The sequence below is a fragment of the Dietzia papillomatosis NBRC 105045 genome (genome assembly GCF_001570845.1).
GTDB classification, from domain to species: Bacteria; Actinomycetota; Actinomycetes; order Mycobacteriales; family Mycobacteriaceae; genus Dietzia; species Dietzia cinnamea.
On the sequence record NZ_BCSL01000002.1, the window covers coordinates 56,551 to 71,909 of the forward strand.

Consider the following 15,359-nt stretch of genomic DNA (forward strand, 5'->3'; position numbering starts at 1 on the left):
GTCACAGGTCCTTCCCGGTCTTACGCGAGACACGGACGCGCTTGCCGTTCTCGTCGGTGCGGATTCCGACCCGGGTCGGGGTGCCGTCGGCGTCCACGACCATCACGTTGGACACGTGGATCGGGGCCTCCTGGGTGACGATGCCGCCGGAGGAGGCGCCACGCTCGGCAGCCGAGTTGGAGGTGTGCTTCTTGATGCGGTTGACGCCCTCGACGAGGACCTTCTCCTGGGCGGGGAAGGCCTGGATGACCTTGCCCTTCGCGCCCTTGTCCTTGCCCGAGATGACGAGCACGGTGTCGCCCTTGTGAACCTTCATGTCAGAGCACCTCCGGAGCCAGCGAGACGATGCGCATGAACTTCTTGTCGCGCAGCTCGCGGCCGACGGGCCCGAAGATGCGCGTGCCACGCGGGTCGTTGTCGTTCTTGATGATGACGGCGGCGTTCTCGTCGAACTTGATGTACGACCCGTCCGGGCGACGGCGCTCCTTGGCGGTGCGCACGATGACGGCCTTGACGACCTCACCCTTCTTGACGTTGCCGCCGGGGATGGCGTCCTTGACGGTGGCGACGATGATGTCGCCCACGCCCGCATAGCGACGCTTGGACCCGCCGAGAACGCGGATGCAGAGAATCTCCTTGGCACCCGTGTTGTCGGCGACCTTCAGCCGCGACTCCTGCTGGATCATGGTTCTCCTGACCAGGTCTGTTCGATGTGTGCCGGATACCGACCCGACACACGCGGTCATGCCGCCCGGGCGCGCGAAACGTACGCGCCAGCTCGGGCAACTGTTCCAGTGTAGGGTGCCGCCCCTGCGCGGCCCAAATCCCGGTCAGTTGCCGCCCGACCCCGCCGACCCCGCGCCCAGCATGCGGAGCGACCCGGAGGAGCCGGCCGAGCCCGTCCCGCCCGAAGAGCCGGCCGAGCCGGCCGAGCCCAGGGAGCCGAGCGGGCTGTGCTCGCGATCCGCCACTCCCCCGGTCGTGGCCCGCGAGTTGGGAACGGCGGCATCGAGCCCGGAGAGGATGTGCTGCAGCCCCGGAAGCATCTGCGGGACGAAGGTCGGCCAGTTGTGGATACCCGCGTCCATGTAGACGACCTGCAGATCGACATCCGGGACCCCGCGCAGTGCGCCCTCGAGCGCGCGGGTGCTCTCGTAGGACCCCTTCTCGAGGATGTGGCCGTCGAGCAGCACGACTTCGTTACTCCCGAAGTACCCCAGCTCGGTCGATCCGACGAGCCCGGTGGCAGCGCTGAGGAACACGGACTGTCCGGCCAGCCCGCTCGGGTCGGCGACCGTGTCGTGGTCCTCCCACGCCTGCGATCCCCGTGGTCCCCACATGTTGGTCACCTCACCGTGGCGGGCGGCCACGGTCAGACGGGCGTACTGGTACCCGAGCTCGTCCAGTGTCGAATAGGCACCCGACACTCCCCCGGCCCCGCTGAACATCTCCGGAGTGGAGTTGGCCAGGTGGAGCGCCGACGCCGCCCCCATCGAGACGCCCAACACGCCCCAGTCCCCGTTGTGCGCGAGCCCGTCGGCGGTGCCTTCGAGACCCTGCTCGAGCAGCGGCGGCAGCTCCTCGGTCAGGAACGTCTCCCAGCTGTTGGGGCCGAGGACCGGATCGTCGGTCCGCCAGTCGGACCACATCGATGACGGAGCGCCGGTCGGCGCGATCACGTTGACGTCGAGGTCGCGCACGGCCGGATCGCCCCAGCCCATGCCACCGCTCCAGCCCGAGGGGGACTCGCTGCCCACACCGTCGAGGAAGTAGACGTTGGGGGCGTCGACGCCCGCGGGAGCGCGGTAGACCTCCACCCGCACGACCCGCTGCATCGTCGCCGACGTGACCGTCCAGACCTCGGCGCGCCCGTCGACCTCGTGTGGGGACGCGGGGAAGAGCGGATCTATGCTCCGCACCTCGGACCGGGTGATCGACTTGTCGCGGACCGCTATCGGCTGCCCGGGCGGCAGCGAGCTGCCGGGGCGGGCGAAATCCCCGGACCCGGCGTCCGCGAGTGATCCGAGGACGCCCGTCAACGGGATCGGCGCGCCGAGATGGGTCGAGGCGGCAATACTCAGCGACGGTACCCCGAACAGGCTCCCGGGCACGACGCTCGGCGCCAGGGACGCAGGGTCGACGGACCCCGGCCCGATCGATCCGGCGTCGGGGCTCTGCGCGGCGGCCGGCACGGCCCCGCCGGCGATCAGAGCCACCGCGGCTGCCGACGCGGCGAGGGCGCGCAATCCGCGGGCGGCCCCGGCTCGCACTTCCTTCCGCTGGTGATTATCCACTCGTACGGTCATGTGGCGTCCTGTCCTGGCTGGGCGATGTCGCTGTCGTGTGTGAGGCTCCGGTCCGTACCCGGGCCGATGACACAGTACGTTCCCCGTCGTATCAGCGTCTACTCATGTGACAAATGCGAACAACCCGCCCCCGGGAATCCCAGGGGCGGGTTGCTCGTGTGGAGCGGGGCGGACCTACTTGGCGCGCTCCAGGACCTCCACGAGGCGGTACCGCTTCGAGGCGGACAGCGGGCGGGTCTCCATGATCCGCACGCGGTCGCCGACACCGGCGGTGTTGGTCTCGTCGTGCGCCTTGACGCGCTCCGTACGTCGCATGATCTTGCCGTACAGCGGGTGCTTCACGCGGTCCTCGAGCTCGACGACGATGGTCTTCTCCATCTTGTCGGACACGACGTACCCGATCCGCACCTTGCGGCTGTTGCGCTCGGTGTTCTCGTTGGACTCAGTCACAACTGCTTCCTTGTCACTCACTTGGCATCACCCGGCGCCGCCGACAGCCCGAGCTCGCGCTCGCGCATGACAGTGTAGATGCGAGCGATGTCGTGACGGACGACACGCAGGCGACGGTTGTTGGTCAGCTGACCGGTGGCCATCTGGAAGCGCAGGTTGAACAGCTCTTCCTTGGCCTCACGCAGACGCGCGGTCAGCGCTTCCGCGTCGAGCTCGCGCAGCTCGGGGGCGGTGGTTCCACTAGCCATCAGAACTGCTCCTCCCGGGTCACGATGCGGGTCTTACAGGGGAGCTTGTGCTGCGCGCGGCGAAGCGCCTCGCGAGCGGTCTCCTCGTTCGGGTACGACATCTCGAAGAGGATGCGCCCCGGCTTGACGTTGGCGACCCACCACTCGACCGAGCCCTTACCGGAACCCATGCGGACCTCGGCGGGCTTCTTGGTCAGCGGACGGTCCGGGTAGATGTTGATCCAGACCTTGCCACCACGCTTGATGTGGCGGTTGATGGCGATACGAGCGGACTCGATCTGACGGTTGGTGACGTACGCCGGCTCGAGGGCCTGGATGCCGTAGTCACCGAACGTCACCTTGGTGCCGCCCTTGGCCGCACCGCTGCGGCCGGGGTGGTGCTGCTTGCGGTGCTTGACGCGCTTCGGGATCAGCACGGTCAGGCCTCCTTGTTTTCTGCGGGCGCCTCGGCCGGGGCAGCCGAGCCGGCGCGGCCGGTCTCGGTGCTGGTGGCCGTGGTGCCCTGGGCGCCGGAGCGACGGGGCCGGCCGGCACCGCGCTCGCGGCGCGGGCCACGGTCAGCGCCACCGCGGTTGCTGGACTGGGCGTACTGGTCGGACTCGCGGCGACCGCCCACGACGTCGCCCTTGTAGATCCACACCTTGACGCCGATGCGACCGAAGGTCGTCTTGGCCTCGTAGGTGCCGTAGTCGATCTCGGCACGCAGGGTGTGGAGCGGGACGCGGCCCTCGTGGTAGCGCTCCGAGCGGGACATCTCGGCACCGCCGAGACGGCCCGAGCAGACCACCTTGATGCCCTTGACCTGCGGCTGGCGCATGGCGGACTGGATGCCCTTGCGCATCGCGCGGCGGAAGGCGACGCGGTTGGACAGCTGCTCGGCGATGCCCTGGGCGACGAGCTGGGCGTCGGCCTCGGTGTTCTTGATCTCGAGGATGTTGAGGTGGACCTGCTTGCCGGTGAGCTTCTCGAGCTCGCCACGCAGGCGGTCGGCCTCGGCGCCACGACGACCGATCACGATGCCGGGACGGGCGGTGTGGATGTCCACGTGGACTCGGTCACGGGTACGCGAGATGTCCACGCCCGAGATGCCGGCCCGCTCCATGCCCTTCGACAGGAGCTGGCGGATCTTGATGTCCTCGGACACGTAGTCGGCGTACTGCTTGTCGGCGAACCACTTGGACGTCCAGTCCGAGGTGATGCCCAGACGGAAGCCGTGCGGATGGATCTTCTGTCCCATTTAGCGGGCACCTCCCTGGTTACGACGTCCCCGGCCGGATCCGGCCTTCTCGGGCACGCTGGTCACCTCGACGGTGATGTGGCTCGTGCGCTTCCGCACGCGGAAGGCCCGGCCCTGGGCGCGCGGACGGAACCGCTTCAGGGTCGGCCCCTCGTCGGCGTACGCCGTGGTGACGACCAGGGTCCGGGGATCCAGATCCAGGTTGTTCTCGGCGTTCGCGATCGCCGACGCCAGAACCTTGGCGACCGGCTCGCTGGCGGACTGCGGGGCGAACCGCAGGATGTCCAGCGCGTCAGAGGCGTCCTTGCCTCGGACCAGGTCGATCACACGACGCGCCTTCATGGGCGTGACGCGGACGAACTTAGCGGTGGCGCGGGCGGTGAGCTTCTGCTCGGCCTGCGCGTCGTTCTTCTGGGTGTCAGTGCTCATCGACGCTTACTCTTCCGATCGTCCTTGATGTGCCCCTTGAACGTGCGCGTCGGCGCGAACTCGCCGAGCTTGTGACCCACCATCGAGTCGGACACGAACACGGGCACATGCTTGCGGCCGTCGTGGACGGCGAACGTGTGGCCGATGAAATCGGGCAGGATCGTCGAGCGACGCGACCAGGTCTTGATGACCTGATGAGTGCCCTTGTCGTTCTGCACGTCCACCTTCGCGAGGAGGTGTTCGTCGACGAACGGACCCTTCTTGAGACTACGAGGCATCCTAGTTTCCCTCCTTAGCGCTTCTTACCGGTGCGACGGCGACGGACGATGAGGCTGTCGCTCGCCTTGTTGGGCTTGCGGGTCCGGCCCTCGGGCTGGCCCCACGGGCTGACGGGGTGACGTCCACCGGACGTCTTGCCCTCGCCACCACCGTGCGGGTGGTCGATGGGGTTCATGACCACACCACGGACGGTCGGGCGGACGCCCTTCCACCGCATGCGGCCGGCCTTACCCCAGTTGATGTTGGCCTGCTCGGCGTTGCCGACCTCGCCGATCGTGGCGCGGCAGCGCACGTCGACCCGGCGGATCTCACCGGACGGCATACGCAGGGACGCGTAGGTGCCCTCCTTGCCGAGCAGCTGGATACCGGCGCCGGCCGCGCGGGCCATCTTGGCGCCGCCGCCCGGGCGCAGCTCCACCGCGTGCACGACCGTGCCGGCGGGGATGTTGCGGAGCGGCAGGTTGTTGCCGGTCTTGATGTCGGCGCCTGCGCCCGACTCCACCTTCATGCCCTGCTTGAGGTTGCGGGGGGCGAGGATGTAGCGCTTCTCGCCGTCCGCGTAGTGCAGGAGCGCGATGTTCGCGGTGCGGTTCGGGTCGTACTCGATGTGCGCCACGGTGGCGAGCACGCCGTCCTTGTCGTTCCGACGGAAGTCGATGACACGATACTGACGCTTGTGCCCACCGCCCTTGTGGCGGGTGGTGATGCGGCCGTGGCCGTTACGGCCGCCGGTCTTGCTGAGCGGGCGCAACAGCGACTTCTCGGGCGTCGAGCGGGTGATCTCGGCGAAGTCCGAGACGCTCGAGCCGCGACGACCGGGGGTCGTGGGCTTGTACTTGCGGATAGCCATGAGGTTCTCTCGTCCTTAACTCTTCCCGCCCTCAGGCGGTCAGACCCGGGATCTCGATGGGCTTGCTGTCGGCCGCGAGGGTCACGATGGCGCGCTTGGTGCTCTTGCGCTGTCCGTACCCGGTGCGGGTGCGCTTGCGCTTGCCCTGACGGTTAGCGGTGTTCACGGACTCCACCGTGACGCCGAAGATCTCCTGGATGGCGATCTTGATCTGCGTCTTGTTGGCGTCCGGGGCCACCAGGAACGTGTACACGCCCTGCTCGAGCAGGCCGTATGCCTTCTCGGAGACGACCGGGGCGAGGATCACGTCCCGGGGATCGGCGACGGTGCTCACTTGTCGGCCTCCTTCGCAGCCTTGCCGGCGAGCGAACGGCTCGCCTGCGTGACGAACGCGTCCAGAGCCTCGACCGAGAACACGACGTCGTCGGCGTTCAGGACGTCGTAGGTGTTGAGCTGATCCGGAGCGATCGGGTGGACATGATCGAGGTTGGCGGCGGAGCGCCACGCGGCGAGGTCCTCGCGGCCGACGACGATCAGGAACTTCTTCCGGTCGGACAGGGTGCCGAGGAAGTCACGGACACCGGAGGTCGACGGCTTCTGGCCCTCGACGAACTCGGTGACCACGTGGATACGCTCGCTGGCGGCCCGGTCGGACAGGGCGCCACGCAGAGCGGCGGCCTTCATCTTCTTGGGCGTGCGCTGCGAGTAGTCGCGCGGCTTGGGGCCGTGGACCGTGCCGCCGCCGGTGTAGGCGGGGGCGCGGGTCGAGCCCTGACGGGCGCGGCCGGTGCCCTTCTGGCGGAACGGCTTACGACCGCCGCCGCGGACCTCGCCGCGGGTCTTGGTCGAGTGGGTGCCCTGGCGCGCCGCGGCGAGCTGGGCCACCACGACCTGGTGCATCAGGGGCAGATTGGGCTCGACGCCGAAGATCTCGGCGGGGAGCTCGACCGAGCCGTCGGTCGAGCCGGCCGGGGTACGGACATCCAGCTTGAGGTTCACGGTGTTCTCCGTCGTGGTCATGCGCGCGCACCGCCCTTCACAGCGGAACGGACCATCACGAGGCCGCCGTTGCGACCCGGGATGGCTCCCTTGATGAGGAGGACGCCGGCCTCGGCGTCAACCTTGTGGACCTTGAGGTTCATGGTGGTCACACGCTCGTTGCCCATGCGGCCGGCCATGGCCTTGCCCTTGAAGACGCGGCCGGGCGTCGAGGCGCCTCCGATGGAACCGGGCTTACGGTGCACCGCCTGGGTACCGTGCGAGGCGCCCTGACCAGCGAAGCCGTGGCGCTTCATGGTGCCGGCGAACCCCTTGCCCTTCGACGTGCCGGTGACGTCGACGAAGGCACCGTCCTCGAACACGTCGGCGCCGATCTCCTGGCCGATCTCGAAGCCGGAGGCCTGCTCGGCGTTGTCGAGCCGGATCTCGGCGATATGCCGGCGCGGGGTGACCCCGGCCTTCTCGAACTGACCCGCGACCGGCTTGGTGACCTTGCGGGGGTCGATCGCGCCGAACGCGATCTGGACGGCGTTGTAGCCGTCGTTCTCTTCGGTACGAATCCCGGTCACGACGCACGGCCCGGCCTTCACGACGGTCACCGGGACCACCCGGTTGTTCTCGTCGAAGACCTGGGTCATGCCGAGCTTGGCGCCCAGGATGCCCTTGATCTCGGTGTTACTCATCTGTTCACTGTCTCCGCTGCACGTTGCTTGCTGACCGCTACGCGGTCGGAGGTCACTGGATGTTGACGTCGACGCTGGCAGGCAGGTCGATGCGCATGAGCGCGTCCACGGTCTTCGGCGTGGGGTCGAGAATGTCGATCAACCGCTTGTGGGTACGCATCTCGAAGTGCTCACGCGAATCCTTGTACTTGTGCGGCGAGCGGATGACGCAGTAGACGTTCTTCTCGGTGGGCAGCGGCACGGGGCCGACGACACGAGCACCCGTACGGGTCACCGTCTCGACGATCTTGCGCGCCGATGCGTCGATGGCCTCGTGATCATAGGCCTTGAGCCGGATGCGGATCTTTTGTCCCGCCACTTCGTCCTCTTCTCCTCCCGCCCGTGAAGGCGGCTGTCGTGAGCGCCCTCGCCGCGCGGGGACACTACTGTGTTCGCTTGTCATACGTGACACCGTCAGACCGTCGATAACCCGGTCCCGTGCATCGGTGCCCGTCGTGGAGGTCTCCCCCGTGCACACACGTGACACGACTACGAGACCCCCAGAGGACGGGATGCCGCACACTCGCGCGAGGCGAGGATGACGGCGGACCGATCCGCTGCCGCTGTTGACGTGTCACGACGCGTCCACGCAGTCGGGCGTGTCGCCCTCCCGCTTTCCCGGCGGGTGATCGCTCACCCGCCACTGTCGTGCTCGCCCGGCCAACCCGACCCAGCGCACCGATCCCTGAGGACCCATACGCAGACGCCGCCTTGTCCGGGCAACTCGACCAGTATGCAGTACATCGTGGCCGAGGGCAAAATCGGCGGGCCCGACGCCTTACTCCCGCACCGCCTCAGCCCGGACATCGCCGCGTCGGGCATGCTGATGTGGGTACCGTCGGGGAGATCAACGACCGCGTCCGCCCACTAGGAGATCTGCCCGTGAACAGTCGACGTGAACCCCGTGACCCGGTCGCCTATCGAAGGGACAGGCGGCAGGCCGTCCTCCGCCATCATCCCGACAAGGGCGGCGATCCCGACGCGCTCCTGCGCGCTCTCGAAGAGGTCGACAGGCGACACGGCGTGGTGGGCGCCGGTCGCGGCGATCACGGCGCCAGCGCCGAACAGGTCGCCGCGGTCGCCGTCACGGCGTTCGCGGGGGTCGCCGCGGTCGGTTTGTCCGTCGCCATGAGCATCCTGGGCCGCCGACGATGATCGACTCGGGACCACCGCCGCCAGCGAATGCGTGAAGGGCGCCCCACCTCTTGGTGGGACGCCCTTCACGAGTAGCGCGAGTTGCTCACCCGCGCCGTGGGATCACTCGATCACTTGATGATCTTCGTGACCTGGCCGGCGCCGACGGTGCGGCCACCCTCACGGATGGCGAACCGCAGGCCCTCGTCCATCGCGACCGGCTGGATGAGCTCGACGCTCATCTCGGTGTTGTCGCCCGGCATGACCATCTCGGTGCCCTCGGGGAGGGTCACGACGCCGGTCACGTCCGTGGTACGGAAGTAGAACTGCGGGCGGTAGTTGTTGAAGAACGGCGTGTGACGGCCACCCTCGTCCTTGGACAGGATGTACGCCTGACCCTCGAACGTGGTGTGCGGGGTGTAGGCGCCCGGCTTGATGACGACCTGGCCGCGCTCGACGTCCTCACGCTTGAGGCCACGCACCAGCAGACCGACGTTGTCGCCGGCCTCGCCGTAGTCGAGCAGCTTACGGAACATCTCGATGCCCGTGATGGTGGTCTTGGTGGCCTTGTCGCGGATGCCGATGAGCTCGACGTCCTCGTTGACGTTGATCCGGCCACGCTCGATACGACCGGTGACGACGGTGCCACGGCCGGTGATCGTGAAGACGTCCTCGACGGGCATGAGGAACGGCTTGTCCGTCTCACGCTCGGGATCGGGGATCGAGTCGTCGCAGGCCTGCATGAGGTCACGAACGGCCTGGACCCACTTCTCGTCACCCTCGAGCGCCTTCAGCGCCGAGATGTGCACGACGGGGGCGTCCTCGTCGAACTCCTGCGAGGCCAGCAGCTCGCGGACCTCCATCTCGACGAGCTCGAGGATCTCCTCGTCGTCGACCATGTCGCACTTGTTGAGGGCGACGAGGATGTAGGGCACGCCGACCTGACGGGCGAGCAGCACGTGCTCACGGGTCTGGGGCATCGGGCCGTCGGTGGCCGCCACGACCAGGATCGCGCCGTCCATCTGGGCGGCACCGGTGATCATGTTCTTGATGTAGTCGGCGTGACCGGGGGCGTCGACGTGCGCGTAGTGACGCTTCTCGGTCTGGTACTCGACGTGGGAGATGTTGATCGTGATGCCACGAGCCTTCTCCTCCGGCGCCTTGTCGATCTCGTCGAACGCGAAGGCGTCGTTGAGCTCGGGGTAGGTGTCCGCCAGAACCTTGGTGATGGCCGCGGTGGTGGTGGTCTTACCGTGGTCGACGTGACCGATGGTGCCGATGTTAACGTGCGGCTTCGTCCGCTCGAACTTCGCCTTCGCCACTTGTTGTCCTCCTGGACTGGTCTGTCCCCACCCGTCGAGGTGGGCACTGCATTGTGTGGGGTCTGATCTTACTCATCGTGCCGTGAGGCACGAACCGGCGGCCACCCGGAGGTTCGACCGTGCGCCGCCGGCATCGGCCCCGGCGCGCCTTCACAGACGCACCGGAGCCGTACCGGTCACTCGCCGGTCGCCTTGGCGATGATCTCCTTGGCCACGCTCGCCGGGACCTCGGCGTAGTGGGAGAAGACCATCGAGTAGTTGGCCCGGCCCTGCGTCTTCGACCGGAGGTCACCGACGTAGCCGAACATCTCGGAAAGCGGCACGTTGGCCTTCACGACGCGGGCGCCGGAGCGCTCCTCCATCGCGTTGACCTGGCCGCGGCGGGAGTTGAGGTCGCCGATGACGTCACCCATGTAGTCCTCCGGCGTCACGACCTCGACGGCCATGAGCGGCTCCAGGATCACGGGCTGGCACTTACGGGCGGCCTCCTTGAAGGCCATCGAACCCGCGACCTTGAACGCCATCTCGGACGAGTCCACCTCGTGGTACGCGCCGTCGACCAGGGTGGCCTTGATGTTGACCATCGGGTACCCGGCGAGGATGCCGTACTGCATCGCGTCCTGGATACCGGCGTCCACGGAGGGGATGTACTCCTTGGGGACGCGGCCACCGGTGACCTTGTCGCTGAACTGGTAGGTCTCGCCCTCTTCGACGGCCTCCTGATCGAGCGGCGCGAGCGCGATCTGCACCTTCGCGAACTGACCGGAACCACCGGTCTGCTTCTTGTGGGTGTAGTCGTACTTGTCGATCGAGCCCTTGATGGTCTCACGGTACGCGACCTGCGGCTTGCCGACGTTGGCCTCGACCTTGAACTCGCGCTTCATACGGTCCACGAGGACGTCCAGGTGCAGCTCGCCCATGCCGCCGATGACCGTCTGACCGGTCTCCTCGTCCAGGCGCACGGAGAAGGTGGGGTCTTCCTCGGCGAGCTTCTGGATGGCGGTCGACAGCTTCTCCTGGTCGGCCTTGGTCTTGGGCTCGATGGAGACGTCGATAACCGGGTCCGGGAACGTCATCGACTCGAGGACGACCTGGTCGTTCAGGTCGCACAGCGTGTCACCGGTGGTGGTGTCCTTGAGTCCGATGAAGGCGTAGATGTTGCCGGCCACGGCCTCGTCGACCGGGTTCTCCTTGTTGGCGTGCATCTGGAAGAGCTTGCCGACACGCTCCTTCTTGCCCTTGGTCGAGTTGGCGACCTGGGCACCCGGCTCGACCCGACCCGAGTAGACGCGCACGAACGTGAGCTTACCGAAGAAGGGGTGCACGGCGATCTTGAACGCCAGCGCGGAGAACGGCTCGTCCTTGGACGGCTTCCGGAGGATCTCGGTCTCCTCGTCGCCGACCTTGTGGCCGTGGACCTCGCCGATGTCGAGCGGGGTCGGGAGGAAGTCGATGACCGCGTTGAGCATCGGCTGGATGCCCTTGTTCTTGTACGCGGAACCGCACAGGACCGGGTACACCTCGGAGTTGACGGTCATCTTGCGGATGGCCGCCTTGATCTCGTCGAGGGTTAGCTCTTCGCCGCCGAAGTACTTCTCCATGAGCTCTTCGCTGCTCTCGGCGACGGTCTCGAGGAGCTTCTCGCGGTACTCCTCGGCCTTCTCCTGGAGCTCGGCCGGGATGTCCTGGATCTGCGCCTCGGCGCCGATCTCGGTCTTACCCGGCCAGACGTGGGCCTTCATGGTGAGCAGGTCGACGATGCCGTCGAACTGGTCCTCGGCACCGATCGGCAGCTGCAGGACCAGCGGCTTGGCGCCGAGACGGTCGATGATGGTCTGGACCGTGTAGTAGAAGTCCGCACCCAGCTTGTCCATCTTGTTGACGAAGCAGATGCGGGGGACGTCGTACTTCTCGGCCTGGCGCCAGACCTGCTCGGACTGGGGCTCGACGCCCTCCTTGCCGTCGAAGACGGCGACGGCGCCGTCGAGCACGCGGAGCGAGCGCTCGACCTCGACTGTGAAGTCGACGTGACCCGGGGTATCGATGATGTTGATCTGGTTGTCGTTCCAGAAGCAGGTCACCGCGGCCGAGGTGATCGTGATGCCGCGCTCCTTCTCCTGCTCCATCCAGTCGGTGGTCGACGCGCCGTCGTGGGTCTCGCCGGCCTTGCGGTTGACACCCGTGTAGAACAGGATGCGCTCGGTCGTGGTGGTCTTACCGGCGTCGATGTGCGCCATGATGCCGATGTTTCGGACCTTGTTGAGGTCGGTCAGCACGTCCTGTGCCACGGATTCTCCCGATTGTGAGTCGTCGGTGGCCCGTGCGGTCGGTGTCGACCGTCCGAACCGGGTCGGTGTTACTGCCGGTACCCGCACTCGGTGCGGCCGGTACGGGCCTTGTTCAATGATGCCACCCGGCGGGTGACCGCGGGACCCTGGCCGGGGGGGTCGTTCCCGACACCGCCCCGGCCACGGCCCCACCGGATCACCAGCGGTAGTGCGCGAACGCCCGGTTGGCCTCGGCCATCTTGTGCGTGTCCTCGCGACGCTTGACCGCGGCACCCAGGCCGTTGGCGGCGTCCAGGATCTCGTTGGCGAGACGCTCGACCATCGTGTTCTCGCGACGCTGCCGGGAGAAGGTCACCAGCCAGCGCATCGCCAGGGTCGTCGAACGCCCGGGGCGGACCTCGACGGGCACCTGGTAGGTGGCGCCGCCGACACGACGGGAGCGGACCTCGAGGGCCGGGCGGACGTTGTCCAGGGCCTTCTTGAGGGTGATGACCGGGTCGGTTCCGGTCTTCTCGCGGCAGATCTCCAGCGCCGAGTAGACGATGCGCTCGGCGGTGGTCTTCTTACCGTCGAGGAGGATCTTGTTCACGAGCTGGGTGACCAGCGGCGACCCGTAGACCGGGTCGTTGATGAGCTGGCGCTTCGGGGCGGGACCCTTACGAGGCATTACTTCTCCTTCTTGGCGCCGTAGCGGGAGCGGGCCTGCTTGCGGTCCTTCACACCCTGGGTGTCGAGCGAGCCGCGGATGATCTTGTAACGGACACCCGGGAGGTCCTTCACACGACCGCCGCGCACGAGCACCATCGAGTGCTCCTGCAGGTTGTGGCCCTCGCCGGGGATGTAGGCGGAGACCTCGACGCCGCTGGTCAGGCGCACACGGGCGACCTTACGGAGCGCGGAGTTCGGCTTCTTGGGGGTCGTGGTGTACACGCGGGTGCACACGCCGCGACGCTGAGGCGAACCCTTGAGGGCAGCCGTCGACGTCGCCGACTTCTTGTCCTGGCGGCCCTTGCGGACCAGCTGGTTGATGGTTGGCATGAACCGACTTTCTCTAGCTGGCGGCCTCCGTCGAGGGCGACCACCGGTCTCTGGGACATGGCTCGTATCCGGACTCTCGCGCACCTGTCGCCGCGCACGGGCGACCTCGTCAGCCGCTCTCGCTGGCCTACAGGGCACGATCCTCCAGCTCGCATACTGCGAGCACGATGGTCAAGCCTAACCGCCCGGAGGAGTGACGGTCAAAATGAGGCGTTCGCGACATCCCCGGACGGCGACTCGGGGGTCTCCTCGAGGACGCCGTCGAGGGTTTGCGCCCAGAACCGCACAATCTTCTCACGCCGCTCGGAGTCGTCCGAGAGGACGTCGGCGAGGCCGAGCCCGCGGGCGAGGTCGAGGGTGGTCTGGAGCCCGCGTCGCACGCGGACGTCGGCGGCGTCCCGACCGAGTGCCGCCGCGGCGATGGCCAGCACCTCGCGTGACATGTGGTTCTCGAGGGGCAGGACCCGGTCACGGAGCGCCGGATCGCTCGCCGCGGCGGTCCACACGTGCAGGGCGGCTTTGAACAGGTTCGAGGTGTAGTGCTGAACGATGAACCCCACCACGGCGACGGTCCGCTCGGGCCCGGGCTCGGGCAGATCGAGCCCGCCCCGTCGGACGTCGGAAATGCGCTGCTCGATCATGTGACCGAGCGCGGCCGTGATGAGGTCCTCGCGGGTCGGGAAGTGGTGCTGGGCGGCGCCCCGTGAGACGCCGGCGGCGGCGGCCACCGCTCCGACGGTGGTCGCCGCCCACCCCTGGGTGGCGAGGAGGTCGATGGAGGCACCGAGCAGTCGCTCCCGCGTGATGCGGCTGCGGTCCTGCTTGGGCACGCGCTGCTCTGGTGCCGTCATGCGTCCTCCTATTACCAGTCCTGCTCGTCGTAGATGATCACACCGCGAAGATTCTTGCCGTCGCGCATGTCCTGGTAACCCTGGTTGATCTCCTCGAGCCGGTACGTCTTGGTGATGAGTTCGTCGAGTTTGAGGTTGCCCGCCCGGTACTGGTGCAGCAGGTGCGGGATCTGCTTGCGCGGGCCGGTGCCGCCGAAGATGGCCCCCTGCAGGGTCTTCTGCTGCATCGCCAGGTCAAGTATTGAGATCTGGGCGTCGACCGCGTTCATGTCGCCGAGCCCCACCACCACGCACCGTCGCCCCTTGCCGGTGAGCAGCAGCCCCGGGAGCAGATCCTTGCCCTCGACAACGCCCATGGTGAGGATGACGAGGTCGGCCATCCGGCCCCAGCTGATCTCCCCCACCAGCCCCATCGCCTCGTCCATCGAGGCACAGGTGTGGGTCGCGCCGAATTCCACGGCCTTCTCACGCTTGAACTCGACGGGGTCGACCGCGACGATGGCGCGCGCTCCGGCGGCCGCCGCGCCCTGCACGGAGTTGACGCCGATGCCGCCCACGCCGACGACGACGACGATGTCGCCCTCCTTGGCGCCGCCGATCTCCGTGGCCGATCCCCAGCCCGTGCACACGCCGCACCCGAGCAGGGCAGCCTTGTCCAGGGGGATGTCCTTCTCGATTTTGATGACCGACGACTGGTGCACGGTGACGTGGGGCGCGAACGTGCCGAGGACACACATCGTGGCGACATCGGTTCCGTCGGCCGTGTGGACCCGGTACCCGCCGTCGCTGATGGCCCGCCCGCTGAGCAGGCCGGCGCCGTTGTCACAGAGGTTCTGCAGGCCTTCGGAACAGGGCGGACAGGTACCGCAGGCGGGGATGAAGGCCAGGACCACGTGATCGCCCTCCTCGAGTCCGATCACCCCCTCCCCCACCTTGGTGATCACACCGGCACCTTCGTGACCGCCCATGATCGGATACGACTCGAACTGCAGGTCCCCCGTGAGCAGGTGCTCGTCGGAGTGGCAGAGACCTGACGCTGCCAGCCTGATCTGGACCTCCCCGGCTTGGGGATCGTCGATGTCGACGTCGACGATCTCCCAGCCGTCCTGCTTCGGCTCCCGGATGATGGCGGCCTTGGTGCGCATTCGCGCCTCCTCAGAAAAGAAAGGGTGAGTGAGAAAGAGTGACGTGGCACTAGTCACGTGA

General features: G+C 67.5%; 21 protein-coding genes. 1 reads left to right on the forward strand and 20 read right to left on the reverse strand.

What is annotated here, in order from left to right; all coding sequences use genetic code 11:
- Position 1: 1 nt before the first annotated feature.
- From rplX to rpsJ, 14 genes are all read right to left on the reverse strand, one after another.
- Complete coding sequence (rplX, locus tag DPA01S_RS01065; protein WP_007628110.1) at positions 2-316, reverse strand: 50S ribosomal protein L24; 315 nt, start codon at positions 314-316, stop codon at positions 2-4.
- A 1-nt stretch (position 317) separates the two neighbouring features.
- Positions 318-686: a 50S ribosomal protein L14 gene (gene rplN / locus DPA01S_RS01070; RefSeq protein ID WP_007628112.1), complete on the reverse strand. Its 369-nt coding sequence runs from the start codon at positions 684-686 to the stop codon at positions 318-320.
- 144 nt (positions 687-830) lie between these two features.
- Complete coding sequence (locus DPA01S_RS01075; protein WP_232302949.1) at positions 831-2,270, reverse strand: alpha/beta hydrolase; 1,440 nt, start codon at positions 2,268-2,270, stop codon at positions 831-833.
- Between the two features lie 210 nt (positions 2,271-2,480).
- Positions 2,481-2,777, reverse strand: coding sequence for a 30S ribosomal protein S17 (rpsQ, locus tag DPA01S_RS01080; protein ID WP_174521529.1), 297 nt, complete (start codon positions 2,775-2,777; stop codon positions 2,481-2,483).
- Positions 2,774-3,004, reverse strand: a complete 231-nt coding sequence (gene rpmC / locus DPA01S_RS01085) for a 50S ribosomal protein L29 (RefSeq protein WP_007628118.1) — start codon at positions 3,002-3,004, stop codon at positions 2,774-2,776. Before rpmC ends, rpsQ begins: the two co-directional genes overlap by 4 nt.
- Positions 3,004-3,420, reverse strand: a complete 417-nt coding sequence (gene rplP / locus DPA01S_RS01090) for a 50S ribosomal protein L16 (protein ID WP_007628120.1) — start codon at positions 3,418-3,420, stop codon at positions 3,004-3,006. Before rplP ends, rpmC begins: the two co-directional genes overlap by 1 nt.
- Before the next feature lie 2 nt (positions 3,421-3,422).
- A complete protein-coding gene (rpsC, locus tag DPA01S_RS01095) occupies positions 3,423-4,241 on the reverse strand; it encodes a 30S ribosomal protein S3 (RefSeq protein WP_007628122.1) in 819 nt (272 codons plus the stop codon).
- On the reverse strand, positions 4,242-4,670 hold the full coding sequence (rplV, locus tag DPA01S_RS01100) for a 50S ribosomal protein L22 (RefSeq protein ID WP_061228296.1): 429 nt from the start codon (positions 4,668-4,670) through the stop codon (positions 4,242-4,244).
- The gene (rpsS, locus tag DPA01S_RS01105) at positions 4,667-4,948 is read right to left on the reverse strand and encodes a 30S ribosomal protein S19 (protein WP_007628126.1); all 282 of its coding nucleotides are present in this window, start codon (positions 4,946-4,948) and stop codon (positions 4,667-4,669) included. The genes rplV and rpsS overlap by 4 nt, the downstream gene beginning before the upstream one ends.
- Positions 4,949-4,962: 14 nt before the next feature.
- Positions 4,963-5,799 carry a 50S ribosomal protein L2 gene (rplB, locus tag DPA01S_RS01110; RefSeq protein WP_061228295.1) on the reverse strand — a complete coding sequence of 279 codons (837 nt, stop codon included), beginning with the start codon at positions 5,797-5,799 and terminating at the stop codon, positions 4,963-4,965.
- A gap of 31 nt (positions 5,800-5,830) precedes the next feature.
- The gene (gene rplW, locus DPA01S_RS01115; protein WP_007628130.1) at positions 5,831-6,133 is read right to left on the reverse strand and encodes a 50S ribosomal protein L23; all 303 of its coding nucleotides are present in this window, start codon (positions 6,131-6,133) and stop codon (positions 5,831-5,833) included.
- A complete protein-coding gene (gene rplD, locus DPA01S_RS01120; RefSeq protein ID WP_061228294.1) occupies positions 6,130-6,819 on the reverse strand; it encodes a 50S ribosomal protein L4 in 690 nt (229 codons plus the stop codon). The genes rplW and rplD overlap by 4 nt, the downstream gene beginning before the upstream one ends.
- Entirely contained in the window at positions 6,816-7,481 is a 666-nt protein-coding gene (rplC, locus tag DPA01S_RS01125; protein ID WP_061228293.1) for a 50S ribosomal protein L3, read from the reverse strand. Before rplC ends, rplD begins: the two co-directional genes overlap by 4 nt.
- 52 nt (positions 7,482-7,533) lie before the next feature.
- Positions 7,534-7,839 carry a 30S ribosomal protein S10 gene (gene rpsJ, locus DPA01S_RS01130; protein ID WP_003938093.1) on the reverse strand — a complete coding sequence of 102 codons (306 nt, stop codon included), beginning with the start codon at positions 7,837-7,839 and terminating at the stop codon, positions 7,534-7,536.
- A 563-nt stretch (positions 7,840-8,402) separates the two neighbouring features.
- On the opposite strand from rpsJ, the gene DPA01S_RS01135 reads away from it, so the two are divergent.
- Complete coding sequence (locus DPA01S_RS01135) at positions 8,403-8,675, forward strand: hypothetical protein (protein ID WP_061228292.1); 273 nt, start codon at positions 8,403-8,405, stop codon at positions 8,673-8,675.
- A gap of 110 nt (positions 8,676-8,785) precedes the next feature.
- Here the strand turns inward: DPA01S_RS01135 and tuf are convergent, their stop codons facing one another.
- The 6 genes from tuf to DPA01S_RS01165 form a co-directional block, all read right to left on the reverse strand.
- The gene (gene tuf / locus DPA01S_RS01140) at positions 8,786-9,976 is read right to left on the reverse strand and encodes an elongation factor Tu (protein ID WP_061228291.1); all 1,191 of its coding nucleotides are present in this window, start codon (positions 9,974-9,976) and stop codon (positions 8,786-8,788) included.
- A 176-nt stretch (positions 9,977-10,152) separates the two neighbouring features.
- Complete coding sequence (fusA, locus tag DPA01S_RS01145; protein ID WP_061228290.1) at positions 10,153-12,264, reverse strand: elongation factor G; 2,112 nt, start codon at positions 12,262-12,264, stop codon at positions 10,153-10,155.
- A 196-nt stretch (positions 12,265-12,460) separates the two neighbouring features.
- Complete coding sequence (gene rpsG, locus DPA01S_RS01150; protein WP_061228289.1) at positions 12,461-12,931, reverse strand: 30S ribosomal protein S7; 471 nt, start codon at positions 12,929-12,931, stop codon at positions 12,461-12,463.
- Positions 12,931-13,302 carry a 30S ribosomal protein S12 gene (rpsL, locus tag DPA01S_RS01155; RefSeq protein WP_007628148.1) on the reverse strand — a complete coding sequence of 124 codons (372 nt, stop codon included), beginning with the start codon at positions 13,300-13,302 and terminating at the stop codon, positions 12,931-12,933. The genes rpsG and rpsL overlap by 1 nt, the downstream gene beginning before the upstream one ends.
- A 200-nt stretch (positions 13,303-13,502) precedes the next feature.
- A complete protein-coding gene (locus tag DPA01S_RS01160; RefSeq protein WP_061228288.1) occupies positions 13,503-14,153 on the reverse strand; it encodes a TetR family transcriptional regulator in 651 nt (216 codons plus the stop codon).
- Positions 14,154-14,164: 11 nt separating this feature from the next.
- Positions 14,165-15,298: an NDMA-dependent alcohol dehydrogenase gene (locus DPA01S_RS01165; protein ID WP_061228287.1), complete on the reverse strand. Its 1,134-nt coding sequence runs from the start codon at positions 15,296-15,298 to the stop codon at positions 14,165-14,167.
- Positions 15,299-15,359 lie beyond the last annotated feature (61 nt).